General features: G+C 60.7%; 20 protein-coding genes and 1 riboswitch. Of the genes, 9 read left to right on the forward strand and 11 right to left on the reverse strand.

The window, feature by feature from the left end:
• The first annotated feature begins 65 nt into the window (after positions 1–65).
• Positions 66–2,168 carry a phosphate acetyltransferase gene (gene pta, locus D7241_RS19370; protein WP_408102872.1) on the forward strand — a complete coding sequence of 701 codons (2,103 nt, stop codon included), beginning with the start codon at positions 66–68 and terminating at the stop codon, positions 2,166–2,168.
• Positions 2,169–2,497: 329 nt separating this feature from the next.
• Positions 2,498–3,412, forward strand: a complete 915-nt coding sequence (locus tag D7241_RS19375) for an acyltransferase (protein ID WP_408102873.1) — start codon at positions 2,498–2,500, stop codon at positions 3,410–3,412.
• A gap of 179 nt (positions 3,413–3,591) precedes the next feature.
• Here the strand turns inward: D7241_RS19375 and D7241_RS19380 are convergent, their stop codons facing one another.
• The 3 genes from D7241_RS19380 to D7241_RS19390 all read right to left on the reverse strand — a co-directional run bounded on the left by D7241_RS19380 (position 3,592) and on the right by D7241_RS19390 (position 10,350).
• On the reverse strand, positions 3,592–5,733 hold the full coding sequence (locus D7241_RS19380) for a putative bifunctional diguanylate cyclase/phosphodiesterase (RefSeq protein WP_408102874.1): 2,142 nt from the start codon (positions 5,731–5,733) through the stop codon (positions 3,592–3,594).
• A gap of 98 nt (positions 5,734–5,831) precedes the next feature.
• Positions 5,832–9,536, reverse strand: coding sequence for a CHASE domain-containing protein (locus tag D7241_RS19385; protein ID WP_408102875.1), 3,705 nt, complete (start codon positions 9,534–9,536; stop codon positions 5,832–5,834).
• Between the two features lie 157 nt (positions 9,537–9,693).
• Positions 9,694–10,350 carry an OmpA family protein gene (locus D7241_RS19390; protein WP_408102876.1) on the reverse strand — a complete coding sequence of 219 codons (657 nt, stop codon included), beginning with the start codon at positions 10,348–10,350 and terminating at the stop codon, positions 9,694–9,696.
• A gap of 364 nt (positions 10,351–10,714) precedes the next feature.
• Here D7241_RS19390 and D7241_RS19395 point away from each other — a divergent pair, with 364 nt between their 5' ends.
• Positions 10,715–12,760, forward strand: a complete 2,046-nt coding sequence (locus D7241_RS19395) for an ATP-binding protein (protein ID WP_408102877.1) — start codon at positions 10,715–10,717, stop codon at positions 12,758–12,760.
• Here the strand turns inward: D7241_RS19395 and D7241_RS19400 are convergent.
• Complete coding sequence (locus D7241_RS19400; RefSeq protein ID WP_408102878.1) at positions 12,757–14,439, reverse strand: fatty acid--CoA ligase; 1,683 nt, start codon at positions 14,437–14,439, stop codon at positions 12,757–12,759. The genes D7241_RS19395 and D7241_RS19400 overlap by 4 nt on opposite strands.
• Before the next feature lie 206 nt (positions 14,440–14,645).
• Positions 14,646–15,275 (reverse strand): LysE family translocator, encoded by a 630-nt coding sequence (locus tag D7241_RS19405; RefSeq protein ID WP_408102879.1) that lies wholly within the window; start codon positions 15,273–15,275, stop codon positions 14,646–14,648.
• A 60-nt stretch (positions 15,276–15,335) separates the two neighbouring features.
• Here D7241_RS19405 and D7241_RS19410 point away from each other — a divergent pair, with 60 nt between their 5' ends.
• The 4 genes from D7241_RS19410 to D7241_RS19425 all read left to right on the forward strand — a co-directional run bounded on the left by D7241_RS19410 (position 15,336) and on the right by D7241_RS19425 (position 18,736).
• Entirely contained in the window at positions 15,336–16,298 is a 963-nt protein-coding gene (locus D7241_RS19410) for a 2-hydroxyacid dehydrogenase (RefSeq protein WP_408102880.1), read from the forward strand.
• 59 nt (positions 16,299–16,357) lie between these two features.
• Positions 16,358–17,356, forward strand: a complete 999-nt coding sequence (locus D7241_RS19415; RefSeq protein WP_408102881.1) for a methyltransferase — start codon at positions 16,358–16,360, stop codon at positions 17,354–17,356.
• A gap of 40 nt (positions 17,357–17,396) precedes the next feature.
• Positions 17,397–17,601, forward strand: a riboswitch (yybP-ykoY riboswitch).
• Between the two features lie 18 nt (positions 17,602–17,619).
• Positions 17,620–18,207: a TMEM165/GDT1 family protein gene (locus D7241_RS19420; protein WP_255981218.1), complete on the forward strand. Its 588-nt coding sequence runs from the start codon at positions 17,620–17,622 to the stop codon at positions 18,205–18,207.
• An 85-nt stretch (positions 18,208–18,292) separates the two neighbouring features.
• Entirely contained in the window at positions 18,293–18,736 is a 444-nt protein-coding gene (locus D7241_RS19425; protein ID WP_408102882.1) for an ester cyclase, read from the forward strand.
• 23 nt (positions 18,737–18,759) lie between these two features.
• On the opposite strand, the gene D7241_RS19430 is transcribed toward D7241_RS19425, so the two are convergent.
• The 4 genes from D7241_RS19430 to D7241_RS19445 all read right to left on the reverse strand — a co-directional run bounded on the left by D7241_RS19430 (position 18,760) and on the right by D7241_RS19445 (position 20,841).
• Positions 18,760–19,569, reverse strand: coding sequence for a M48 family metallopeptidase (locus D7241_RS19430; protein ID WP_255981214.1), 810 nt, complete (start codon positions 19,567–19,569; stop codon positions 18,760–18,762).
• A gap of 133 nt (positions 19,570–19,702) precedes the next feature.
• Positions 19,703–20,323: an SOS response-associated peptidase gene (locus tag D7241_RS19435; RefSeq protein ID WP_408102883.1), complete on the reverse strand. Its 621-nt coding sequence runs from the start codon at positions 20,321–20,323 to the stop codon at positions 19,703–19,705.
• A 75-nt stretch (positions 20,324–20,398) separates the two neighbouring features.
• Positions 20,399–20,659, reverse strand: a complete 261-nt coding sequence (locus tag D7241_RS19440) for a DUF2007 domain-containing protein (protein WP_255981636.1) — start codon at positions 20,657–20,659, stop codon at positions 20,399–20,401.
• Complete coding sequence (locus tag D7241_RS19445; RefSeq protein ID WP_255981210.1) at positions 20,659–20,841, reverse strand: CPXCG motif-containing cysteine-rich protein; 183 nt, start codon at positions 20,839–20,841, stop codon at positions 20,659–20,661. The genes D7241_RS19440 and D7241_RS19445 overlap by 1 nt, the downstream gene beginning before the upstream one ends.
• Positions 20,842–20,936: 95 nt before the next feature.
• Here D7241_RS19445 and D7241_RS19450 point away from each other — a divergent pair, with 95 nt between their 5' ends.
• The gene (locus D7241_RS19450; protein ID WP_408102884.1) at positions 20,937–22,100 is read left to right on the forward strand and encodes a 1-acyl-sn-glycerol-3-phosphate acyltransferase; all 1,164 of its coding nucleotides are present in this window, start codon (positions 20,937–20,939) and stop codon (positions 22,098–22,100) included.
• Positions 22,101–22,119: 19 nt separating this feature from the next.
• On the opposite strand, the gene D7241_RS19455 is transcribed toward D7241_RS19450, so the two are convergent.
• Complete coding sequence (locus D7241_RS19455; RefSeq protein WP_255981207.1) at positions 22,120–22,392, reverse strand: hypothetical protein; 273 nt, start codon at positions 22,390–22,392, stop codon at positions 22,120–22,122.
• A gap of 453 nt (positions 22,393–22,845) precedes the next feature.
• On the opposite strand from D7241_RS19455, the gene D7241_RS19460 reads away from it, so the two are divergent.
• The gene (locus D7241_RS19460) at positions 22,846–24,222 is read left to right on the forward strand and encodes a DUF1329 domain-containing protein (RefSeq protein WP_408102885.1); all 1,377 of its coding nucleotides are present in this window, start codon (positions 22,846–22,848) and stop codon (positions 24,220–24,222) included.
• Positions 24,223–24,446: 224 nt separating this feature from the next.
• On the opposite strand, the gene D7241_RS19465 is transcribed toward D7241_RS19460, so the two are convergent.
• Positions 24,447–25,031, reverse strand: a complete 585-nt coding sequence (locus D7241_RS19465; protein ID WP_408102886.1) for a YajG family lipoprotein — start codon at positions 25,029–25,031, stop codon at positions 24,447–24,449.
• Positions 25,032–25,129 lie beyond the last annotated feature (98 nt).

Here is a 25,129-nt window from a genome sequence, read left to right on the forward strand (position 1 = left end):
ATCCCATTCAGGCGCCGGGTTCGCGCTCAGCAACGCCATCGCCCTCTTCTCGACCGGAGATCCCTATGCATACGCTCTTCCTTGCCCCCTGTGGTTTCGGCGGCGGCCTCAATTCCATCAGCCTCGGCCTGATTAGCGCGCTTGAACACGCTGGGCTGAAGGTCGGCTTCTTCAAGCCAATCGCCCAGCCGTTCGCGCTCGATCAGGACCGCGAACGCTCCTGCGTGCTGGTGGAGAACACCCTGGGCATTTCCTCGCCCGAACCGCTGCCGCTGGAACAGGTGGAGCGACAACTGGCCGATGGCGAACTCGATCTGCTGCTCGAAGATGTAATCAGCCGCTATCAGGAAGTCGCGGCAGGCAAGGATGTAGTGATCGTCGAAGGCATGGTGCCGACGCGTGAGTTCAACCACACCTCGCGCATCAATACCCATCTGGCCAAGAGCCTCGACGCGGAAATCATCCTGATTTCGGCACAAGGAGGCGACACCCTCAAACGCATGGCCGAACGTATCGAGATCCAGGCGCAGCTGTTCGGTGGTGCCAAGGACCCGAAGGTGCTTGGGGTGGTGCTCAATAAGGTCAAAAGCAACGATGGCGTGCCAGCATTCGTCGAGCGGCTCAAGGAGCAGTTGCCACTCCTTGGCTCCCAGGATTTCCAGCTGCTCGGCGCGATTCCCTTCGCTGAAGAGCTGAACGCCCTGCGTACCCGCGACATTGCCCAGCTGTTGGACGCCAAAGTGCTTCACGCCGGCGGCGCTGAGCAGCGCCGCGTCAACAAAATCGTGCTTTGCGCCCGAGCCGTCCCCAATACCGTGCAGCTGCTGCAACCGGGTGTGCTGGTCGTCACTCCCGGCGATCGCGACGACATCATCCTTGCGGCGAGCCTGGCCTCACTCAATGGCGTCGAGCTCGCCGGCCTGCTGCTTTGCAGCGACTTCGCCCCGGACCCACGCATCCTTGAGCTGTGTAAGGCGGCTCTCGACGGCGGCCTACCGGTGATGACCGTGCAGACCGGTTCCTACGATACCGCGACCAGCCTGTTCGGTTTGAACAAGGAAACCCCGGTAGACGACATCGAGCGCGCGCGCCAGGTGACCGACTTCATTGCCAAGCATCTGCAACCCGAATTGCTCCACACACGCCTCAGCGTGCCCCGCAGCGAGTTGCGCCTGTCACCGCCGGCGTTCCGCTATCAATTGGTCAAGCGCGCCCAGCAAGCGAACAAGCGCATCGTTTTGCCCGAAGGCAACGAGCCACGCACCATCCGCGCCGCGGCGATTTGTCAGGAACGCGGCATTGCCCGTTGCGTACTGCTGGCCAAGCCGGAAGAGGTCCAGTCAGTCGCGCGCGAGCAGGGCATCGACCTGCCGGCTGGCCTGGAAATCCTCGACCCCGAGCTGATCATCAACCACTACGTCGAACCCATGTGCGAAATGCGCAAGGCGAAAGGCCTCACCCCAGATGATGCGCGTGAACAGCTCAAGGACACCGTGGTGCTCGGCACCATGATGCTGGCGCTGGATGAAGTGGATGGCCTGGTTTCCGGCGCGGTACATACCACCGCGAACACCATCCGCCCGGCCCTGCAGCTGATCAAGACCGCGCCTGGCTACAGCCTGGTCTCTTCGGTGTTCTTCATGCTGCTGCCGGATCAGGTACTGGTCTATGGCGATTGCGCGGTCAATCCGAACCCGAGCGCTACCGAGCTGGCAGAGATCGCGTTGCAGAGCGCTGAATCTGCCGTCGCCCTTGGCGTCACGCCAAGAGTGGCGATGATCAGCTATTCCACCGGGACCTCCGGTAGCGGCGCCGAGGTGGAAAAAGTCGCCGAAGCCACACGCATCGCCCAGGAGCGCGCGCCCGACTTGCCAATCGATGGCCCGCTGCAATATGACGCCGCTTCGGTCGCCAGCGTCGGCAAACAAAAAGCGCCGAACAGCCTGGTTGCAGGTCAGGCCACTGTTTTCATCTTCCCTGACCTGAACACCGGCAACACCACCTACAAGGCGGTTCAGCGCAGCGCTAACGTGATCAGCGTCGGTCCGATGCTGCAAGGCCTGCGCAAGCCGGTGAACGACCTGTCCCGCGGTGCGTTGGTGGACGACATCGTCTTCACCATTGCCCTCACCGCCCTACAGGCCGATAGCGCTGGCGAGCAAGCCTGAAGCTTGAAACAAAAGCTTGGCGGGCGTACCAGCGATGGGGACCCGTACCGTAGGGTGGGCCGTGCGGCGTCCCGTAGGGTGGGCTTCAGCCTACCAACTCGCCTGAAAAGCTCTGGTGGGCTGAGGCCTACCTACGTGCATGAAAAGTCCCGGTGGGCTGAAGCGGAGCGCCGCCCGGCCCACCCTACGTTCGCCCGCCCCTGCGTTTTGCTACCGGTTGCTATCTGCTTGATACAAAACGTCGCTAGACCGGCACTAGCGACAGTTGCAGTTCGGCGCGCAATCGCTACCCTTGGCGCCTCGAATCAGCCGTATCGACGAGACGACCTATGCTGAGCTTCCTTCCCGCTCCCCTGCGAGGCACCCTCGCCGGCCTGACCCTGGCGCTGAACACGCTGTTCTGGTGCTGGCCGCTCTTTGCCCTTTCGCTGCTCAAGCTGGCGCTGCCGATTCCTCGCGTTCAGCGCGCGCTGCGCTTCGGCATGCACTGGATCGCGGAGTCATGGATGGCCGTGAACGGCTTCTGGATGGATCAGGTGCGGCGCACGCAATGGGACGTGCAGGGCCTGGAAAAGGTCGACATGCAGCACTCCTACCTGGTCACTAGCAACCATCAGAGCTGGGCCGACATTCTGATGCTGCAATATCAGCTGAACCGACGCATGCCGATTCTGAAATTTTTTCTCAAACAGGAGCTGATCTGGGTGCCGGTGATCGGCCTGTGCTGGTGGGCGCTGGAGTTTCCCTTCATGAAGCGCTTCACCAAGGATTACCTGACCAAGTATCCGGAAAAACGTGGCGAAGATCTGGCCACCACCCGCAAGGCGTGCGAGCGCTACCGGACTAATCCGGTTTCGGTATTCAACTTCCTCGAAGGCACACGCTTCACCCAGGACAAGCACGATGAGCAAGCCTCGCCCTATCGCTACCTGCTAAAACCCAGGGCCGGCGGCATCGCTTTCGTAATTGACGCCATGGGGGAACAGTTGACCTCGCTGATCAACGTCACCATTCACTACCCGGACGGCAACCCGAGTTTCTGGGATCTGCTCTGCGGCCGGATCGGCCAGGTGGTGATGCGCATCGATTCGCTGCCGATTCCCGCCGAGTTCCTGCATCGCAGTTACGATCAGGACGAGCGCTATCGGCTGAGTTTCCAGGAGTGGGTCAACGAACTATGGAGCGACAAGGACGACACGCTCGAGGCGCTGCACCGCCAATTTCCGCCGAGCCGCCAGCCTTAGTGGCCTGTGTGGCTAGTTCAGTTAATCAACTTCGGCGCCTGAGGTTCTGATACTGCGTTGCTGCTCCTCGCCATAGCCAGCTATGACTTGTCGCAGCGCCTTGTCTCAGAACCCCAGCCATCCGAACTTGAGTTAACCAACTAGCCGTACAGGCCACTAGCTGACCGTACAGGCCGGTATCATCCGGCCGTTTGGTGATCCAGCTGCAGCCAATCGACTTCGCGGGGAAATGCGAGAGCATCGTCGACCGTCAGTCCTGGCGCCACCAGGAAGCCCTGCATCACCTGGCAACCATGGGTGATCAGCCAATCACGCTGAGCCAGCGTTTCGACGCCCTCGGCGATGACTTCGAGCTCAAGGTTCCGCCCCAGATCGATGATGGTACTGACCACCGCGGCATCGCGCGGCGAATCGAGCATATTGGCGATGAACAGTCTGTCGATCTTCAGCGTGTCCAGATCGAAATGTCGCAGGTAGGCCAGTGACGAATAGCCTGTGCCGAAGTCATCCACCGCTACCCGCACACCCAATTCGCGCAACTGCCGGAGCTTGTCGCAGCTCTGTTCAAGATTCTGCATCAGCGCGCCTTCGGTGACCTCCAGCTCCAACTGACGGGGGTCGAGCTGATATTCGTCGAGCAGGCGGCGCAATTCGTCGAGTAATCCGGCCCGGCCGAACTGCACCGGGCTGACGTTAAAGCTCAGGATCAGCTTTTCGCCGAACCGCTCACGCCAATCGCGACATTGCGCCAAGCCTTCGCGCAGCGCCCATTCGCCGACACGATCGATAAGCCGGGTTTCTTCCAGTAATGGGATAAAGACGTTCGGCTCGACCATGCCGCGGCCGGCAAAATCCCAACGCAGCAAGGCCTCGAAGCCGCGCAATTCGCCCGTCTCGAGGATCACCTGCGGCTGATAAGCCAGGGCGAAACCATTGCGCTCGATGGTGCTGCGCAGGTTTTCTTCCATCATCAGGCGCGCATGGGCACGGCCGTTCATTTCCTTGGAAAAGAAACGGTATTGCTGCCGCCCGGCGCGCTTGGCTTCGTACATGGCCATGTCCGCCGAACGCAGCAGCTCTTCCACGCTTTGCCCGCTGTCGGGGAAATGCGCAATGCCGATGCTGGCGCCAAGGGTGACCTCGGTTCCGTCGATGATGTGCCGAACCGAAATCAGCTCGATGAGCTTCTCGGCCACCTTGGCGGCATCCTCTGGATGATCGAGAGAGTCCAGCAGCGCAGTGAACTCGTCGCCACCCATGCGCGCGATGATGTCGTAGGGGCGCATGCAGGTTTCCAGCACCCGAGCCACGCGGCAGAGAATCTCGTCGCCGGCATCATGCCCCAGCGAGTCGTTGATGCGCTTGAAGCCGTCAAGATCGATATAGAGGATGGCCATGCGCTTGCCATTCCGGTCGACCCTAGCCAATGCCGAGTCCAGCGCCTGATGGAAGCCTCGACGATTCAACAGACCCGTCAGCGAATCGGTTACCGCCTGGGTTTCCAACTGAACGTGGAGATTGCGCACCACCGACATGTCCAGCGCGATGACGACCATCGAGCGCTGCTGGCGAGGCAACGGCGATGACGACAGGGCCACTGGCAGCGTGGTACCACGGGTGGTGTTCAGCTGCGCCTCGTGCAGGCGATAGGTATCACCGCTGCGCCAATGCTTGTAGAAATCGGTGTCGCGCCAGACGTCGGGCATCTGCGGAGAAGCCAGGTGATCGACCAGCGCGGTGCCCTGCAGGGCATCGACGCTGGTATGTAGCATTTGCGCGATCGCCGGGTTGGCGAAATTGATGTAGCCGTCTTCGCCCACCACAAGAATGCCTTCGGCGGCATTGTTCAGTACCGATGCATTGAACGCCCGAGCACTGTCGAGCTGCTGGGTGAGCAGTTGCAGATCACGACGATTATGCTCGTGGCTCAGCAGTGTATTGATCTTGTGCTTGAGCACCTGCGGATCGAAGGGCTTCAGAATGAAGTCCACCGCACCCGTGGCATAACCACGCAACACCGAATCGCGGGTGTGCGCGATGGCCGAGACGAAGATGATCGGGGTATAGCGGGTATGTGGGCTGCCACGCATCAGTCGCGCGACTTCGAAGCCATCCATTCCCGGCATCTGTACATCCAGCAACACGAGCTCCACATCCAGATCGAGCAGCGCCTGCAGGGCTGCCTCACCGGAATTCACCGTATGGACCTGCCAGTCGCCATCACCCAGCAAGGCTTCCATCGCGACCAGATTTGCCTCGCGATCATCGACCACCAGCAGCGTGCGGGTACGTGGCTGTGCTTTGGCTTGTACCCGCAGCATTAACCGGCTCCCCTGCTCAGCACACGGTAGATTCCGACTTCGGCGGCGTCGGCAAGGACGCCAGCCCGGCATGAACGATGCGTCACACGCTTTCTCCTTTATGGACCAAGGTCATCAGCACGCCCAAGGCAGCGGCGCAACAACTCGACCAATTTGGGGCCATCGATCGGCTTGAACAAAAAATCGTCGGCACCAGCCGCGATACTCTGATCGCGAACGGCCGGATCGGCATCAGCTGCCAACGCCACGATCGGCACCTGACAACCATAGTCGTTTCTCAGCTGGCGGATCAGTGCAGCGCCGTCATTATTCGGCAGTGCCATGTCCACCAATGCCAGATCGAAGGCATCGTCATCGAATCGTTCGAGCGCCTCAGTGCTGGTTGTGGCCGGAACCACCTGCAGTCCCTGCTCGTCGAGCATCGCGCTGATGGCATAGATGGCCCGTACATCGGGGTCTACCAGCAGCACGCGCTGCCCCAGCATGGGGTGCTCCACCTCGTTTGTGTACGGGGCCGCAGATTCGACTGCGGCGGGTTTCAACGCATCATCCATATGCTCCAGTCCCTCTGTTTTTGACAACGCAACCGACGAATAGCGCCGAAGCCGCCCCAGATTCTTCTCCGAGAGCGATTCACGGCTGTTCAATACAACGCGTACATCTTTTAGCGAACGCAGGCGATCGAGCGCCTCGAGAAGATCCAGACCATCTTCATCGGGAAGGTCGAAATCTATGATCAGCACGGTAAACGGATGCTCCGCATAGGCCAGTCGCGCATCCTCGCTGCGCTGACAATCGGTGACTCGATATCCAAGGCTTTCGAAATGCTCGCGCAGTTGCCGGCGCCGCTCGGAATCAGTCTCGACCAGCAGCAACCATGTTGGATTGGCTTCCTCGCGCGCCAGCTCAATGAATAGGCGCTCCAACTCCGACTGCGCCACCGGCTTGAGCAGATAGCGTGAACCGTCATCCGACCATCCATCCGGCTGTGGCACACAGGAAATGACGTATACCGGCATGCCCTGATGCCGCGAATCGGCTCGCAACATCCGATGCACCTGCCAGCCACTAATATCCGGAAGCAGAATATCCAGGATTACCGCAGCGAAACGGTCTCGTTCGAGGGCATCCAGCCCCTCCTGACCGGTGCCGCAGATCACGCTGGAAAAACCGTGGGACTGTCCGACTTCAGCTACCACCGAGGCAAAATCGGCATCGTCTTCGACGATCAATAGACCACGCCCTTGGCCACGGCGCTGGGATGGCCGCAACGTCCGGACTTCTGTAGTCGTCGCCGGCTTCAGCGGCAGCTCGACGGTAAAACAAGAGCCTTTACCCGGCGCGCTTCTGAGGCTGATGCCGCCCCCGAGGACTTCGGCCAGTTGCCGCGCAATCGCAAGGCCAAGTCCCGTGCCGCCGTACTGCCGGCTGATCGAGCCGTCAATCTGCTGGAAGGCTTGAAAGATACGCTCGTGCTGATCCTCAGCGATACCGATGCCGGTATCGCTGACAAAAATTTGCAGCACATCGTCGTCGGTTGGAGTCTCAGCCGGCTTGCACGCGACGCGGATGTCCACGGAGCCTTGCTCGGTGAACTTCAGTGCGTTGGTAATCAGGTTGCGCAGGATCTGCTGCAAGCGTGCACGGTCGCTGATGACAGACACCGGTATATCCGGGTCAATCCGCGTGCTCAGCGTCAGCCCCTTCTGCTCGGCCATGGGCTGTAGCCCGGCAGTCACCTCCACCAACAGCTCGGCCAGATCCAGCGGCTCCGGCTTGATCTGCATGTGGCCAGCCTCGATCTTGGCCAGGTCGAGCACGTCGTTGATCAACTGCAGCAGATCGTGCCCGGCGCGATGAATGATGTCGGCATGCCGGACCTGCTTCTCGGTGAGGTTGCTGGCCGCGTTCTGCCTGAGCTGATCGCTCAGGATCAGGATGCTATTGAGCGGCGTACGCAGCTCATGGGACATGTTTGCAAGAAACTCGGATTTGTAGCGGTTGGCGATGACCAGCTCGTTGGCTTGATCGCGCAAGCGTCGTTCGGCCGCCTTGCGGTGACCGATATCGATCACGACCGCCTGTACCAACTGTTCTTCGCCGCTGCGCAATGGCGATAGGCCAACTTCAACGGGTAGCAGATGGCCCTCCCGGTGGCGGCCGAATAGTTCGCGATTATCGCCCAGGCGGCGTGTTTCCGGCGCTTGAACGAAACGGTGACGTACTTCCAAGTAGATCTTGCGCATCGACTCGGGGATCAGTAGATCGACCGACTGGCCCAGCAGCTCCTGCCGGCTATAACCGAACAACAGTTCGGTCTGCCGATTGACCATGATGATCGTGCCATCGTAGTCGAACAGCAAAAAGGCATTCGGTGACGCTTCGACCACATTACGGAAACGCTCCTCATCGCGCTTGCGCTGCTGCAGATCGACCAGATTAAGCAGATGGTGAATACCGTCGTCCCGACTGAAACTGGTCAGACTCAACGAAACAGGTATCGGCGTACCGTCCTCGCGCAGCGCCTGGCTTTCCTGAAGGTTGGCCTCGAGCCGCTGCTCGTGCGAGGGTACATCCAGTGCGCCTGGGACATAGCGACGCAGACGTTCGCCCGCAAGCAAATCGGCACTGCTGCCAAGTAGAGACGCGGCACTCTGGTTCGCCAGTTCTATACGCCCCAGGGAATCGCATAGCAGGGTCGCCACTGGCAATTGCTCGATCAGATGGCGAAACCGTGCTTCGCGCTCTTGAAGCTGCGCCCCGAGAATCTGACTACTGCGCAGCGCTCGCTCGCGCAGGTACAGATAGCCGCCTATCAGCAGCGCAAATAGCACCGCCGCGGTCATTGCCGCCGCCAGACTGAAGGCCCGCCCAGAGCTACGCAAAATGGCCTCGTATTCTGGCGTACTGGCGACTTCCAGCTGCCAGCTGCGGCCATACATGTAAATATTGCGGGTGCGGTGAAAGCCCGCATCGCTGCTAACCGGTGCACGCCCCACCAGCAGCGGTTCATCCGGCGCGGCAGCATCGAACAGTTGCAGCTGGAACAACTTGCTGCGCGAACCCAGCACGCCCTCCATCAGATCGGTCAGCCGGAACGCGCCGTGCAGGGTACCGACGAAGGCGCTTTGCCGCTCTTCGAGCGTCGTAGTCGGCGCGCCGGTTCGGTACAGCGGCAGGAATAACAGGATGCCGACCTGTGCGTTCTGCTCGGTTTCCTGCTTGAGGCGCAAGGGCCCGGTAAGCATCGGCGTGCCGATGTTGCGCGCACCGATGATGGCTTCCCGGCGGGTTTCCTCACTGAACATGTCGAAGCCGACCACTCTACGGTTACGCCAGTCGAGCGGGTGAATGTATTCGGCGATCAGATATTCGTCGCGCTTGCCGGGTGGATACATGCGGAAATCGGCACGGTCATCCCCGCGGATCCGGGCGAGAACGGATTGAAGATTTTCGTCGCGCGCGTAACGCGCCAGCGAGAGGGCCTGGATGCCCGGGTAGAAGTCCTGAAGTTGAAGCTGGTCCGAGGCACGGTTCCAATCGTTCAGCGAGACAGCATCGCTGCCAACGAAAAGGCCAGCGAGACCACGCAAAACCATTTCATAGGCGCGCATGCGCTCACGTAGCGTGTTTTCGACATCATTGACAGCCAGGTTGAATCGCTGCGCCTGCTCGGCGCGAATCCGCATTTCCTGAACATGCCATTGCCAGCCGACCCATCCTCCGAGCCCTACCATCAAGGCCAACGTCACCGCCAATGGCAACCAAGGCTTGCGAGAATGGAGAGCGGTGCGATCATCCATTCGACCTCCTCAGTGCCACTACATGGCTCGCTGTCACGAGCTTCAGAGTCGCGTATCGCTGAGAGGTTCAATAGTAGACGAATTAAAGATAAAAATATGACGCCACTTAAATGGCACAGGCGAGGCTATTGCGGGCCTCGCCTGTTTTAAGAGTCTTTTAGAGCGGCCGCAGGTTGATTTCTACACGGCGGTTTTGTGCCTTTCCAGACGCGGTTTCGTTGCTGGCGATTGGCTGACTCGAGCCGGCTCCATAGGACGAGATTCGCGAAGCGGCAACGCCATTGCCTTCCAGATAGGCGGCGACGCTGCGTGCGCGGCAATTCGACAGGTCCTGATTGAGTTGTTGCGAGCCGGTGCTATCGGTATGGCCGATAATGTCGATGCCGTTCTTGTTGAACTCCTTGAACACCTGCACCAGCGAATTCAGCGTCGGGTAGAAACCGCTGGAAATATCCGCCGAGCTGCTCGCGAACGTGATATTGCCCGGCATGATCAGCGTCAAGTTATCACCGTCGCGCTGAACCTGAACGCCAGTGCCCTGCAGCGTCTGGCGCAGCTTGGCTTCCTGGGTATCGACGTAGTATCCGTAGCCGCCACCGGCTGCGCCACCCACCGCTGCACCAATCAGGGCGCCCTTGGCACGGTCTTTCTTGCTGGACGTGGCGGCGCCAATTACAGCGCCGCTGATCGCACCGATGCCCCCATAGATACCTGCGTTGCCCGCCTCTCGCTCGCCGGTATAGGGATTGTTGGTACAGCCCGCCAACAGAGCGAAAGTGGCGGCAAGTGCAGTCAGGTTACTGAGCTTTTTCATGGTTACTTCCTTTATCTCCAAGACGTCAGCCTGCCGAACGAGACCCGCCACAGGCTGAAAATGCGCCGCTAGGTTAACACCCAGCCGGGCACTGAACCGGAACGTACCGACGAACCTGTCGCAACGGAACAACCTGTTGAAATAAACATGATCTCAAGCTGAAAGCTGTCATCTCTGAAATATGGCCACCGTAGACGGTGCAGCCTCCCGGCAGCGGACCGGGAAATTAGCGATTGGACGTATTGGCCGAACCGACTCTTCGAAATGAATCGGAATTATTTTCGAAAATCGGCAACTACTAGCTTATAGAGAACACACGGGCCTGCATTTGGCCGGGGAGAGCTGAGCCATCGACATACAGGATATGCAGCGCATTTTCGACGCTCTGCCAGGCGTCGTGCTGGTGGTCGCGAACGACGCCGATTACACCATGGTCGCCGCAAGCGATCAGCGGTTGCGAGTCACCATGACGCGTCGCGAAAACGTGATCGGCGAGCCGCTATTCGAAATCTTCGATGGTGGAGACGCCTCCAGTTCTGGCGCGCAGGGTGTCGGCCTGTTGCGCACATCGCTGGCGGAGGTGGCGCGCACTGGCGAACCGCAGCGACTCAAGCGTGTGAGCTACGCGCTGCGTCGCCCGGACGAAGCTGGCGGCGGTTACGAAAATCGCTACTGGGACGTCATCAACTCGCCGGTATTCGACGAGCACGGCCGGGTCAGCCACATCATTCATCAGGCCGAAGATGTCACGGACAGCTTGCTGGAGCAGGAGTCGGCGGCACTGCGCCTGCGCGAAAGCGACGAGCGTCTGAACGCGGCGCTGCTGGCCTCCGGCACCGGCACCTTTTATTGGGATCTTCACAACAACCGCCTGGACATGGACCTGCCCATGCAGCGGCTGCTCGGGCTGGAAGGTATGGCCTCGGGATGGCTCAGCGATTTTCTCGAGAAGGTTCATCCCGACGACAGGGCAGGCATCGTCCAGCAATGCGAACTCTGCGCACACTACGGCGACGACTTCGAGATGCAGTTTCGGGTGATCCTGCCAGACGGCAGCGAGCGCTGGATTTTCGACAAGGGGCAGACCTTCGCCGATGCCAGCGGCAAGCCTTCTTACATGGTTGGTGCCTGTCTCGACATTACCCAGCACAAACGTACCGAACATGCGCTGCATCGCCTCAACGAAACCCTCGAGCAACGCGTCAATGCCGAGGTCGCGGCGCGTGCCAAGACCGAGGCAGCATTACGTCAGTCGCAGAAGATGGAGGCAGTAGGTCAGCTCACCGGTGGCCTGGCGCATGATTTCAATAATCTGCTGGCCGGCGTGATCGGTTCGCTGGAGTTGCTCTCGGTGCGCCTGCAGCAAGGCCGAGTCGACGATCTGCAGCGCTACGTAGGCAGCGCACTGAGTTCGGCCACCCGCGCGACGGCTCTGACCCATCGCCTGCTGGCCTTCTCGCGCCGACAAACATTGGATCCCAGTCCCACCGATATTAATGCCCTGGTCGCGGGCATGATGGAGCTACTGCAGCGCACTACCGGCCCGCTGGTGGATTACTCAAGCCGGCTATCCGACGACCTCTGGCTTACGCTCTGCGACACAAATCAGCTGGAAAACGCGCTGCTCAACCTGACCATCAACGCCCGCGACGCCATGCCGGACGGCGGCCGCCTGACGCTGATCAGCGAAAATATCTTGCTGAGCGAGCCAGCCGCCCATGAGCTAGGCCTGCAGCCAGGCGAATACGTGGCACTTGGTGTCAGCGATACTGGCGTCGGCATCCCACCGGAAAAGCTAGGCTACGTCTTCGATCCATTCTTCACCACCAAACCACTGGGTGAAGGCACAGGGCTCGGGTTATCCATGGTCTACGGCTTCGCCAGACAATCAGGCGGCGGCGTGCGTATTGAAAGCGCCGTGGGCGAAGGTACCAGCGTCTGGATTTACCTGCCGCGCCACCACGGCCCGCTTGTTAGCGAGGATATCCCGACCGCGGCGAGCCTGGTGTCCGCCCCGGTCGAAGGCCAGATCGTTCTGGTGGTCGATGACGAACCCAACGTACGCACGCTGGTGTCTGAGGTGTTGCAGGAAATGGGACTCAAGACCCTCGAAGCCGCCGACGGCCCCAACGGACTGCGTATCCTCGACAGTAATACGCACCTGGACCTGTTGATCTCGGACATTGGCCTGCCCGGCGGCATGAACGGACGCCAGCTCGCCGATGCGGCACGAGAAAAACGCCCGTCGCTACGCGTGCTATTCATCACTGGCTATGCCGACGGATCGGTACTGCACCGCAGCAATGTCTTGCACGATTACAAGGTCCTGACCAAACCCTTCAGCATTACAGCCCTCGAAGACAAGGTCCGCAGCATGCTGGGATCTGGTCAGAACAATGGCGTGGCCTAGATCGACGAGATGGCGCTGCTGCCCTCTTCCATCCAGCGAGCGATGTCTACCCGAATGCGTTTCTTGTCCAGCTTACCGACGCTGGTCTTGGGAATATCGGCGACTACCGCAATTTGCTGCGGGATCGCCCACTTGTTGATATGGCCCTGCTCCACGGCAGGTTCGAGGAAACCCTGAAGGGTCCGTGCATCGAGCTGTTTGCCCTCGCCCAGTACCAGCAAGGCGAACGGGCGTTCGCCCCAACGCTCGTCCGGCACGCCAACCACCGCCACGTCGCGCACGGCCTCGTGGCGGCTTATCAGGCCTTCCAGTGCCAAGGAGGAAATCCACTCGCCGCCGGTCTTGATCACATCCTTGATGCGATCACGAATGTCGATATTACCCATCTCGTCGATGGTTGCGACGTCACCGGTATGCAGCCAACCCCCAGCCCACAGTTCTTCGCTCTTTTCCGGATTGCCGGCGTAGCCCTGGGTCAGCCATGGCGCCCGCAGTACCAGTTCGCCCTGGGATGCGCCATCGGCGGGCAGGAAGCTGCCATCCGGCGCCTGGATCGCGGCGTCGACTAGCACCACGGGGATACCGGCCTTGAGTCGATAGCTGGTCTGCTCGTCCTCACTGGCCTGGCGCAGTTCATCATTGATATGGGCTCCGGAAATCAGCGGGCAGGTTTCCGACATGCCGTACGCGGCCACCAGCTGCATGCCGCAGGCTCGAGCCGATTCGTAGAGGCCTCGGGTCAGCGCGCTGCCGCCGATAGTGATCTTCCAGCCGTTGAAATTCACGCCTTGCGCAGCCTTGGCGTTGAGCAGCATTTGCACGATGGTCGGTACGCAGTGGGAAAAGGTCACCTTCTCGCGGCGCCATAGGTCGATCAACAATTCCGGGTCGTAACGTCCCGGATAGACCTGTTTGAGTCCCAGCATCGTCGCCACGTACGGCAAGCCCCAAGCGTGTACGTGGAACATAGGTGTGATCGGCATGTAGACATCGCCCGCGGCCATCAGCTGCGGGTTTTCACGGCTGCCGACGGTTATCGCCCCGGCAAGCGTATGCAGAACCAACTGGCGATGGGTGAAGTAGACACCCTTGGGATCTCCTGTCGTACCGGTGGTGTAGAAGGTAGTGGCAACCGAATCTTCATCGAAATCGGGGAAATCGTAGTGCGGCTTCGCGGCGGCCAACAGGCTTTCATATTCCCCGACGCAGTTGGGCAGTTCGCAGCTTTTGTCTTGCGCATCGGTAATCAACAACGTCTTGTCGACGGTAGTGAGCTGACCAGCAATCGCCTGATACAGGGGAGCGAACTCGCTGTTGACGAGAACGAAGCGATCCTCGGCATGGTTCATTGTGTAGAGAATCTGCTCAGCAGACAGGCGCACGTTGATGGTATGCACAACCGCGCCGATCATGGGGATCGCGAACATGCATTCGAGGTAGCGGTGGCTGTCCCAATCCATCACCGCCACGGTGTCGCCGGCCTTGACCCCAGCAGTCGTCAGTACGTTGGCCAACCGCGCGATGCGCTGATTGAGGGTGCGGTAATCGAAACGCAGCTGGTCGCGGTAGACGATTTCGCGAGTGCGCTCGTAGCGTTGGCCCGACAGCAGCAGATTTTTGATCAGCAGGGGGTATTGGTAGGCATTCGTGGCGGGTTTGATCACGCGGGTCTGCAGCATAGGGGCTTCCTTGTTATTGATGTTATGAGATGCGCTCTAAAACCTGGGCAAGCGCCGGACCGTCGCGGCAGCACCCACCGAACAACTTCAGCTCCGACAGTCTGCATCGCAACCGTTCAGCCCGCAGCCTGGCTGTGCAACAGAACGTTGCAACTGCCTGCGCAGCTACAGCTGCGGGCTAACAGGTCGTTTTTGCAAACTACCCACTAAGCGATCTCGCTTGCCGCCAGGCGCACACCGAGGCCGATCAGCACCGCGCCGGTCACCCGGTCGAACCAGTGCCCCATGCGGGCGAAACCGGCCCGCACGCGCTCGCGGCTGAACAGCCAAGCCACCAGGCAGAACCACAGACCAGTGGCGAACGCCAGATATAACCCATAGCCAGCCTGAACGGCGAGAGGGGTATGGGGGTCGATAACCAAGGTGAATAACGACAGAAAAAATAGCGTAGCCTTGGGGTTCAAACCGTTAGTGACGAAACCGACGGTAAAAGCACGCCTGGCGGAACGTGCCTCCTCCGGGCAGGGCGGAGCCAGGTCACCGACCGCGACAGGCTTTGCGCGCAGCGCTTGAAAGCCGAGATAGAACAGATAACCGGCCGCCAGCCATTTGAAGAGGTTGAACAGCACGATCGACTGCGAGACGATCAGACCAATCCCGAGCAACGAATAACCCACGTGCAGCAGGATGCCGCTGCCGACACCGATGGCCGTCCAACTGCCGCTTCGCTGACCGCGGGTCACGCTTTCGCGCACGACCACCGCGAAATCCGGACCGGGGCTGGCCACGGCAAGCAGATGCACCAGCGCCACGGTAAGAAATTCCATCCAGTACATCTAATCGACTCCGCTATTCCGGGGCGGGACGTCCGCCCGCTGATCATACGAGTAAAGTCCATGAGCAATCGCCGCGCAGTATTCCTCGACCTCTCCCCGCTCGATCAGGGGGACCTAGATCTGGCTCCGCTGCAGTCAGCCTTCGATGAACTGATTTGTCACACGCAGACCAGCGATGCGCAGATTATCGAGCGGCTGCAAGGTGCCCAGGTCGCCATCATCAACAAGATAGCGCTGAACGATGCAGTATTCGCCGCCTGCCCGGATCTGAAGCTGATTCTGGTCGCTGCGACCGGCGTCAACAACATTGATCTGGTGGCAGCCAGGCAGCGCGGCATCGCCGTCTGCAATTGCCAGGCCTATGGCACCGCCACCGTCGCCCAACACACCTTGATGTTGTTGCTGGCACTTGCCACACGACTACCCGATTACCAAGGCGCCGTGGCCCGCGGGCGCTGGCAGGAAAGCGGCCAATTCTGCCTGTTGGACTTTCCCATCGTCGAGTTGGCCGGCAAGACCCTCGGCGTGCTCGGCCATGGCGAGCTGGGTAGCGCCGTAGCCCGGCTGGCCGAGGCACTGGGAATGCGCGTGCTGACTGGCAATCTGCCGGGCCGCCCGCCGCGTCCGGATCGTCTGGAGCTCGACGAGTTGCTGCCGCAGATCGACGCACTGACCCTGCATTGCCCGCTGACCGAGCAAACACGCAACCTCATCGGCGCGCGCGAACTGCAGCTGATGAAGCCATCGGCCTTCATCATCAATACCGCCCGCGGCGGCCTGATCGACGAGCAGGCACTGGCGGACACCCTGCGCCACGGCCATCTGGGCGGCGCCGCCACCGATGTGCTGATTAGCGAGCCACCGAGCGTCGACAACCCGCTGCTGGCCGCAGACGTACCGCGCCTGATCGTGACGCCGCATAGCGCTTGGGGCAGCCGCGAAGCTCGCCAGCGCATCGTCGGTCAGCTAAGCGAGAACGCCGAGGCGTTTTTCGCCGGCGCGCCGAAGCGCCAAGTAGGTTGACGCGACTTCTGCAGCCAGGGACAGGCTGCTAAGCTCGCCCGCTTTGCCCGGAGGCACCGATGGATCCGCGAAGCGAAGTATTGCTGCGCCAGGCCGAACTCTTCAGCGGCGACGTGCTGCTCGCCGGCTTGCCGGCCGACGACCTGCTCGGCCAACTGCGCGGGGCCACAGGCTGGAGTTGGCACGCCGGCGAATATAAGACGATGCAAGCCCGCTTCAGTGAACGCTGCGCATTTGGCGTAAAGGCGTCAGCGGCCGATTTCGATGCCGCTGTGCTGTTCCTACCTAAATCCCGCGAGCTGACCGACTATCTGCTCAATGCACTGGCGGCCAGGCTACCAGGCCGTTTGCTGTATCTGGTCGGGGAAAAGCGCGCCGGCGTCGAGCGAGCGGCCAAACAACTGGCGCCGTTCGGCGAGCCACGCAAGCTCGACAGCGCCCGGCATTGTCAGCTCTGGCAGGTCAAGGTGGAGAGCAGCCCGCCTATTCCCGATCTGCAACTCCTTGCGCAGCGCTTCAGTCTGGAACTGGCGGACGGCCCGTTGCAAATCGTCAGCCTACCGGGCGTATTCAGTCATGGCCGGCTTGATCGCGGTACCGCACTGCTGTTGGACCAACTAGATGATTTGCCGGCGGGTAGGCTGCTGGATTTCGGCTGCGGCGCTGGCGTCATCGGCGCGTCGTTGAAAAGGCGTTATCCGCATAACGACGTAGTGCTGCTGGATGTGGATGCGTTTGCCGTCGAAAGCAGCCGCATGACCTTGGCGGCCAACGGCCTGAATGCAGAGGTCATTGCCGGCGACGGCATCGATGCTGCGCCGGGAGACTGCGCCGCGATCATCAGTAATCCGCCGTTCCATCAAGGCGTGCATACCCATTATGAGGCCAGCGAGACACTCCTTCAGCGCGCCGCCAGCCACCTGCGGCCAGGCGGTGAGCTACGCCTGGTCGCCAACGCCTTCCTCAAATATCCACCTTTGATCGAGGCGCATCTGGGTCGCTGCGAAACCCTCGTCAATGCGGACGGCTTTCGCATCTACCGGGCGCGACGCGCCTGATTGACTACAGGCCCGACTTGCACAACGCGCCATGCTTGGGCAAACTCGCGCCCGTCCTGGGGGAGTAGTCTCCGGTGAGCGCCCTGCTCGCCTGGCATGCGTCAACATACTTGGTCCACAGACCATGGCGCATGCGACCCGCGCGGCCTGCCTCGGCAGCCACGCCCGGTTTGACAAGACCCATGACACGTATACCTGACCCGGGGCGGGCAGGCGATGCGTGTCATGGTGATTTCGTCGACCCGCCCCTGCAAGGAAGTCCGTTGGAATCGTTCTACATCCCCACCCTGATCGTTGCGCTCGCTGAGATTGGTGACAAAACCCAGCTTCTCGCTCTGCTGCTGGCGGCCCGCTATCGGCGACCGCTGCCGATCATCTGGGGTATCGTCGTCGCCACCCTGGCCAACCATGCGGCCGCCGGCGCGGTCGGCAACTGGGTATCTTCGCTGGTCTCGCCCGCCATCCTCAGCTGGATTCTGGCTGCCTCCTTCGCCGCAGTGGCATTGTGGACATTGGTACCAGACAAACTCGAAGAGGACGAAGCTTCTCGCGGGCGCCGTTTCGGCCCGTTCGTCGCGACCCTGATCGCATTCTTCCTCGCGGAAATGGGCGACAAGACTCAGGTTGCGACCGTCATGCTGGCCGCGCAATACCCCGATTTCATCCTGGTCATTGTCGGCACCACGCTGGGCATGCTGCTCGCCAACGTACCGGTGGTACTGGCCGGCAACTTCGCCGCTGATCGCATGCCGCTCACGCTGATCCGAAGAATCGCAGCCATCTGCTTCGCAGCATTGGCCCTGTATGCGGCCTACCAGGCGCTGACCTTGAGCGGCATGCTTCCAGTCTGATACGCAGCGCAAATTGCCGCGCTCCCGGTGCTGTTAGAGTGGGTATTCACCGCGTTCTGGCGGCATTTCAGGGGGAGCAGGCTGCATGTCACCGGAGGAACGAAAACGGCGGGTTCAGCAGCACATCGACCTGAGCTGGAGCAAGGGCCGACTGGCGCTGGCCGAACAATTGCAGAGCCGCTATTTCAGCTACAAAAGTTCATTCATTGCACAGCCGGTCAACAGCGCTGGCTTCGGCCTGATCGTGCGGGAAATCCGTCAGGCGATGCCGGATCTGGAAGTGGTAGTGGACGAGTGTCTCAGCGAGGGCAACCGCGTCGTTACGTCCAGCACGCTGTTCGGCACCCTGGAGAAAACGGTTTTCGGACATCCTCCGAGCGGCAAGATCCTCACGGTCGCCGCCATGTCGATATGGACACTCAACCCGGGCGGCGACATCGAAGAAATCAACACGCTGTTCGACCTGGAAAGCGCCCGGCAACAGCTGGGTATGGATAGCCCAATCCCGATTCCGCTGCCGCCGACCTGAACCGGACGGCGCAGCGGCAGGCTTCAACGATTCTTCTGGTATAGCGGCATCACCTTCGGAATATTTTCCTGCAGGGCCTGCGTGCGGCTGCTCGACGAAGGATGCGTGCTGAGGAATTCCGGCGGTGCGGAACCGCCCGCCGCCGCCATTTTCTTCCACAGACTGACCGCCGCGTTCGGGTTGTAACCCGCCCGCGCCGCCAGTTCCAGGCCGATCAGATCGGCCTCGTTCTCATTACTGCGGCTGTTTGGCAGTGTCATCAGATATTCGACGCCCATATTCGCCAACTGCAAACTGCCATCGCCGACGCCGAATGCCGAACCGATCTGCGTCGCCACTTGCACGCCGTAAGCCTTGGACATCGCCTCGCGGCCATGTTCGCGCAGCGCATGGGCGATTTCGTGCCCCATGACCGCAGCGATCTCGTCGTCGGTCAGGTTCAGTTTTTCAATAAGCCCGGTGTAGAAAATGATCTTGCCGCCCGGGCCGCAGTTGGCGTTCAGTTCCGGGCTGTCGATGACGTTGACTTCCCAGTTCCACTGCGCCGCGTCCGGACGGAACGCCGGCACTTCGGCAATCAGCCGCTGGGCAATGCCATTGACGCGTTTGGTGATCGCACTACTTTTCTCAAGCACACCTTTTTGCGACGCCTCGCTCAGAGTTTGCTGATAAGACTGCGCATACATCTGGTTGACCTGCTCGGTCGACAGCATGCTGAACATGTACTGCTTGCGGTCGACGCCGACGGCACCGCCACTGGTGGTATTGACCGCCTGGCAACCGGCGAGCACGGAGGCTGCAAGGAAAAGGGTAAATGGATGCGGCTTGAGCATGTCGCGTCTCCCGTGGATTCTGCGCCGTATGCTAGAGCGAGCCCGCCTACCGGGCAACCGGCCAGCCGGGCTTAGGTGTCTGGCTGGACGGCCGCGGCGTTGATCAACCCGCCCGAAGTCTGGGGCCAGGCGGCTAGTTAACCGGCGTCAGGCATTCTGGTGCATCCAGCTTAGGGTCGTTGACGATAGTCGCCAACGGCCGCTCGCGTAGCGCTGGCTGGCGCGCCACAAGCAATGTCTGAAGTACTTCGAGCGGGGTTTGGGGATCGAGCCAGGCGGCCATAGCCGCCTGGTCCAGCATCAGCGGCCGCCGCTGATTCGCCGCCGGCAGCGTTACCACGGCCGCGCTGAAATAAGTGTGGCCCTGTACCGGGTAGGCTTCCCAGATCGCCGCGAAATACATCAGCGAATCCTCAGCTGTCATCCAGTATGGCCGTTTGCGCGCGGTGCCGCGCCATTCATAAAAGCCGTTGGCCGGTAGCACGCCACGGCGCTGACGGAAGGCGTCGCGGAACATTGGCTGCTCGGCCAGCGTTTCCGCACGCGCCTGTGCTGGCGTCCGGGTGAAGTCAGTCAACCAGGCTGGGGTCAGACCCCAGCGCACACTGCTGAGCTGCAGCTCGTCGTCTAGCTGACGTAACAGTAATACCGATGCTCCCGGCGCCAGACTCCAGTGCGGCTGCTGATCAGCGGGAAAACCCGGCAGCGCGGCAAAGGCCGGACTCCAGCGGAACAGGGCATAGCGGCCACACATGAACAGGACTCGTTGGGCTGAGGAACGTGGGCACCGAAACAACGGCGTGGATTGTAGGCGATCTTCCGCCAGCAACTAGCAGATGAGCTCGCCCGGATAGCTTTCGGGTTCATCACCAGGCATCGGTTCGGCGCCATTGTACTCAGCGATCAGCTGTCGCGCGCGCTCGGTCTGCTCATCCGCCACTATCAGCCCGAGCAGGCCGGCAACTGGCAACTCGCCTAGCGCACCGATCAGATGCCGGCCGGTAAGAAATACCTCGATACCCTCTGCTTCCAGCATTCCACAGAGCATCTCGGCCTCGAGCAGATCGCGGGGTTCGTAAATACGTCGCATCATTCATCCTCCCGCAATACATCGAGCTGCCAATCGCTGCCATCGGTTCGCAGATCGAAAATGATCGGCCGGCAGCAGACCGCGCAATCTTCGATGTAGCGCTGATCGCCGCCACTCAGATCAAGCAGCGCCTCCACCACTTCGCCGCAATAGGGGCATTGGTAATCCTGTGTTTCGAGCATCAGCGTCTCCTGCGTGACTTGCCGCTATAATCGCCGTCCAGTTTCGACCTCAAGACAGTTGGGGTCATTCAGTCGTTTCCCTTACAGAGAGCATGATGGACGAATTCGAAGCCATCCGACCCTATGCCGACGCCGAAGTCCCTGCCGTGATGGCGCGGCTGTTCGCCGACCGGGAGTTCCTCGACATCCTGGTGCACTTTCGCTTTCCGCGACTGGCCAGCCCGATGGGCTGGATGCTTAAACCACTTATAGCGCAACGACTGCGCCGCGAGTTCGCCAGCATCCATTCGATCGACACGCTTCAAGCGCGGATCGAGATGTACGTAGACCGCACCATCGAGCGCGCCACCGATGGCATCACCTATTCCGGATTGGAAAAACTTCAGCCCGGCTGCGCCTATCTGTTCATGGCCAACCATCGCGATATCGTGATGGATCCTGCATTCGTCAATTACGCGGTGTTCCAGGCGAAGATGCGCACGCCGCGCATCGCCATCGGTGACAACCTGCTGCAACGGCCCTTCGTCAGTGACCTGATGCGGCTAAACAAGAGCTTCATCGTGCGCCGCTCGGTCACCGGCCGACGCGAAAAACTCGCCGCCTACCAACTGCTCTCCGCCTATATCAACCACTCGATCCGCAACGATGGCGAGTCGATATGGATCGCCCAGGCTGAAGGCCGCGCCAAAGACGGTGACGATCGCACCGATTCGGCGATCCTGAAGATGCTGCACATGAGCCGCAAAGACGAGCCGTTCGCCAGCGTACTGACGGAGCTGCGCCCAACGCCGGTGTCGATCAGCTACGAGTATGATCCCTGCGATCAAGCCAAGGCTCGCGAGCTTTATATCCGCGCCACGACCGGCACCTACACCAAAGCGCCCGGCGAAGACGACACAAGCATCGCGCTTGGAATCACCGGTTACAAAGGTCGCGTGCATGTGAGTTTCGGCACACCGATCACCGAAGTTCCAGAGGATGCCAAGCAGCTCGCCGCCAGGATCGACCAGCAGATCCTGTGCGACTACCGCCTGTTTCCGGTGAATTATCTGGCGTACCGAATTTGGGATGGCCGCGATCCGGAGCTGTCGATCCCCAGCCTCGCCGAGCTATTCAGCTCTGAGGAAATTGCCCGCGCCGAGGCCGAATGGAGCAAGCGCCTGGCCGCCTGTCCAAGCGTGCAACAGCCCTATTTGATCCAGCAATACGCCACACCGGTGCGTAATCAGCACCGGCTGAAGGCAGGCCTGAGTCTCTAAATGATGCCTGGCTGGCGGCTCATACCAACCGGGTGAGCGAGGACAACAGCCAGGCCAATCCCAGGCTGCTGAAACCGAAGCAATAGAAGAAACGGTCAATGCGCTGGGTCGCCAACATTCTGGTCTGCTCGACCGCCTGCACGCTGTGCCCGGCCAGGCATGAGGAATTGACCGCTAGCTGCTGGCGCCAGCGCGTCGCCAATAGCAGCCAGGCGCCACCGACCGCGATCAGCAGCGCCATTGAATTGAGCAACAAGGCCAGACTGGCCAAACCCGATACGTCGAATTGCATTGACAACCGAACCTCCCCGGCACGCCGAAAAATAAGCCCAGGGCATCCTGGGTGCGACGGCGAAGTCTACCGAAGCGCAGCCTCCGGTTCAGCCGGCTTCCGACCAAACGAGATGCGACCAAGCGAGACGCAACCAAGGGATGGCAATTTGCCGGGTATTTGCGCCATTTATGCAGATAGGCCGTGCCTAGATCGTTGACTTATAGTCCCTCGCAGCTTCACCCTCACCTCGCCTCGAACAACCGAAATAGAGCGTGCGCCTGGCTTGAGCAACCAGACGGGACTGCCACGGAGTCGAGCAAACGGCAACTTGTAATCGCTGCGTCTCTTTGACGCCATTACCGGGCCTGTACCGGCCCGCTACTTCTTCCGTGGAAGTCGCCACCTTCGAGCGCCGCGCTTACGGTTGCACCTCGTAGGGAATCAGCTACTCAGGATCAACAGGACAGAACAATGAATAAGAAGATATTGAAAACGGGGGCACTCACTCTCTCTTTGCTGGCGGCCGCCGTTCTAGCAAATGGAGCCATGGCTGCGGTGTCCGAATCGGACGCAGCCAAGCTAGGTGACAGCCTGACACCTCTCGGCGCCGAGAAAGCCGGCAACGCCGCCGGCACCATCCCCGCCTGGACCGGAGGCCTGCCAACCGACGCGGCCGCCATCAGCGCTGATGGCTTCGTCAGCGATCCTTACCCGAACGACAAGCCCAAGTTCACCATCACCGCGCAGAACTTCGAGCAGTACAAGGACAACCTGAGCCCTGGCCAGATCGCCATGCTCAAGCGTTATCCCGAGACCTATCGCCTACCGGTCTTCGAAACCCGCCGCAGCGCTGCCGTACCGCAGCAGATCTATGACGCGGCGAAGAAGAACGCGACCCAGGCCAAGCTGGTTCGCGGCGGCAACGGGCTGGAGAACTTCGATACGGCGGTAGCCTTCCCGATTCCCCAGGACGGTCTGGAAGTGATCTGGAACCACGTCACCCGCTATCGCGGTGGCTCGGCCCGCCGCGTCGTGGCACAGGCCACGCCGCAGGTGAACGGCAGCTACAGCCTGGTCAAGTTCGTCGACGAAGTGGTTTACACCAATACCCTGACCGACTACGACCCGGAGAAGCACGGCAACATCCTCTTCTACTTCAAGCAACAGGTCACAGACCCGTCGCGCCTGGCCGGTAACGTCCTGCTGGTGCACGAAACCTTGGACCAGGTGAAAGAGCCGCGCATGGCCTGGATCTACAACGCCGGCCAGCGTCGTGTTCGCCGCGCACCTCAGGTCGCCTACGATGGTCCGGGCACTGCAGCCGATGGCCTGCGTACCTCCGACAACCTGGACATGTTCAACGGCGCCCCGGATCGCTATGACTGGAAGCTGGTGGGCAAGAAGGAAATGTACATCCCCTACAACTCTTACCGCCTGGACTCGCCGCAGCTCAAGTACGACGACATCATCAAGCCCGGCCACATCAATCAGGATCTGACCCGCTACGAACTACACCGCGTGTGGGAAGTCGAGGCGACCTTGAAGACCGGTGAGCGCCACATCTACGCCAAGCGCCACTTCTTCATCGACGAGGACACTTGGCAGGCCGCGGTCATCGATCACTACGACGGTCGCAACATGCTCTGGCGCGTCGCCGAGGCGCATGCCGAGTACATCTACAATGATCAGGTTCCGCTGTACGCCATGGAAACCCTGTATGACCTGGTCTCCGGTCGTTATCTGGTGATGGGCATGAAGAACGAGGAAAAGAACCCCTACACCTATAACTACAAGGCCAATTCCAACCAGTACACCCCAGCTGCCCTGCGCAACTCCGGCGTGCGCTGACCTCTGCGGTATTTGTCGCATGAAAAGCAAACGCCCCGACTGGTTCGGGGCGTTTTGTTTCCAATGCTGGTGCGAGCTTACTGGTGGGTTGAAAGGCCAGCGGCGGGCGCACCCGTTATCGTCATGCCTGACGAATCGCTGCCTGCGCCCCTGAAACGAAGAACCCGCATCAAATGCGGGTTCCCAGTGCCAGCGCGTGGCCGGAAGATCGTTGCGCTGAAGCGTTACTGAGTCAGCACCTGACTGATGCTCTGATCCCGAAACACGCGGGTTAACGCATCGCTCAACACTTCGCTAACCAGCTTCGTGTTGGTCTGCTCGTTCGGCGCCATGCCGAAGCGTTGGTTCAGCGAGGCGCCGTAGCGTCCGGTGTAGCGACGGCCACCATTCTGTACCTCGATGCGGAAGGTCGCACCGACGTTCGCTTCGGTCACGTACAAACCTTCTTTCGGCGACTGGTACTTCAGCTCGGCCAGGGTCAAGGTCAGCTGCGGAGCATTGTAGGCGTTGGCCGAAGGCGTGAAACCAAGCAGACGGACCGCAGCTTCAGCCTGAGCCTGGAGTTTGGGGATGATTTTTTCCTTCGGCACGATTACCGCGCTGGTTTCTGGGTACAGACCACCCCGAGTGCCGAGCGTCGGTGACGGGCGGCCATCCACTACCCGCACAACCACCGGCTGCCCCTGGCCGACCGGGTTGATGGTTTCGTTGAGCTTCGGTGTCGGGTCGAGCTGTTGCGGGCTGTGCGCACAGCCGGCGAGAGACAATGCCGACACGGCGACAAGACTGAACAACAGGCGTTGCAGCATGCTGTTTTCTCCAGGTTAGGGACGGATGGCGCGCAGTATAACCAGCACTGCAACCGTCCGACAGTGATGCGCTAAAGACCCGTACGGCGCCAGCAACG

Source organism: Stutzerimonas sp. VN223-3, assembly GCF_045999685.1.
Lineage (GTDB): Bacteria > Pseudomonadota > Gammaproteobacteria > Pseudomonadales > Pseudomonadaceae > Stutzerimonas > Stutzerimonas stutzeri_AR.

Coding starts and splice junctions, on each gene's coding strand:
- D7241_RS19445 (WP_255981210.1), bottom strand. CDS start 20,841: ATGCTCGAAACACAGGATTACCAATGCCCCTATTGCGGCGAAGTGGTG.
- D7241_RS19435 (WP_408102883.1), bottom strand. CDS start 20,323: ATGTGTGGCCGCTATGCCCTGTTCCGCTGGAGTCCGGCCTTTGCCGCG.
- D7241_RS19430 (WP_255981214.1), bottom strand. CDS start 19,569: ATGCTCAAGCCGCATCCATTTACCCTTTTCCTTGCAGCCTCCGTGCTC.
- D7241_RS19425 (WP_408102882.1), top strand. CDS start 18,293: ATGTCACCGGAGGAACGAAAACGGCGGGTTCAGCAGCACATCGACCTG.
- D7241_RS19390 (WP_408102876.1), bottom strand. CDS start 10,350: ATGAAAAAGCTCAGTAACCTGACTGCACTTGCCGCCACTTTCGCTCTG.
- D7241_RS19410 (WP_408102880.1), top strand. CDS start 15,336: ATGAGCAATCGCCGCGCAGTATTCCTCGACCTCTCCCCGCTCGATCAG.
- D7241_RS19400 (WP_408102878.1), bottom strand. CDS start 14,439: ATGCTGCAGACCCGCGTGATCAAACCCGCCACGAATGCCTACCAATAC.
- D7241_RS19460 (WP_408102885.1), top strand. CDS start 22,846: ATGAATAAGAAGATATTGAAAACGGGGGCACTCACTCTCTCTTTGCTG.
- D7241_RS19415 (WP_408102881.1), top strand. CDS start 16,358: ATGGATCCGCGAAGCGAAGTATTGCTGCGCCAGGCCGAACTCTTCAGC.
- D7241_RS19440 (WP_255981636.1), bottom strand. CDS start 20,659: ATGCGACGTATTTACGAACCCCGCGATCTGCTCGAGGCCGAGATGCTC.
- D7241_RS19450 (WP_408102884.1), top strand. CDS start 20,937: ATGGACGAATTCGAAGCCATCCGACCCTATGCCGACGCCGAAGTCCCT.
- D7241_RS19465 (WP_408102886.1), bottom strand. CDS start 25,031: ATGCTGCAACGCCTGTTGTTCAGTCTTGTCGCCGTGTCGGCATTGTCT.
- D7241_RS19395 (WP_408102877.1), top strand. CDS start 10,715: ATGCAGCGCATTTTCGACGCTCTGCCAGGCGTCGTGCTGGTGGTCGCG.
- D7241_RS19385 (WP_408102875.1), bottom strand. CDS start 9,536: ATGGATGATCGCACCGCTCTCCATTCTCGCAAGCCTTGGTTGCCATTG.
- D7241_RS19455 (WP_255981207.1), bottom strand. CDS start 22,392: ATGCAATTCGACGTATCGGGTTTGGCCAGTCTGGCCTTGTTGCTCAAT.
- D7241_RS19380 (WP_408102874.1), bottom strand. CDS start 5,733: ATGCTGCGGGTACAAGCCAAAGCACAGCCACGTACCCGCACGCTGCTG.
- D7241_RS19405 (WP_408102879.1), bottom strand. CDS start 15,275: ATGTACTGGATGGAATTTCTTACCGTGGCGCTGGTGCATCTGCTTGCC.
- D7241_RS19375 (WP_408102873.1), top strand. CDS start 2,498: ATGCTGAGCTTCCTTCCCGCTCCCCTGCGAGGCACCCTCGCCGGCCTG.
- pta (WP_408102872.1), top strand. CDS start 66: ATGCATACGCTCTTCCTTGCCCCCTGTGGTTTCGGCGGCGGCCTCAAT.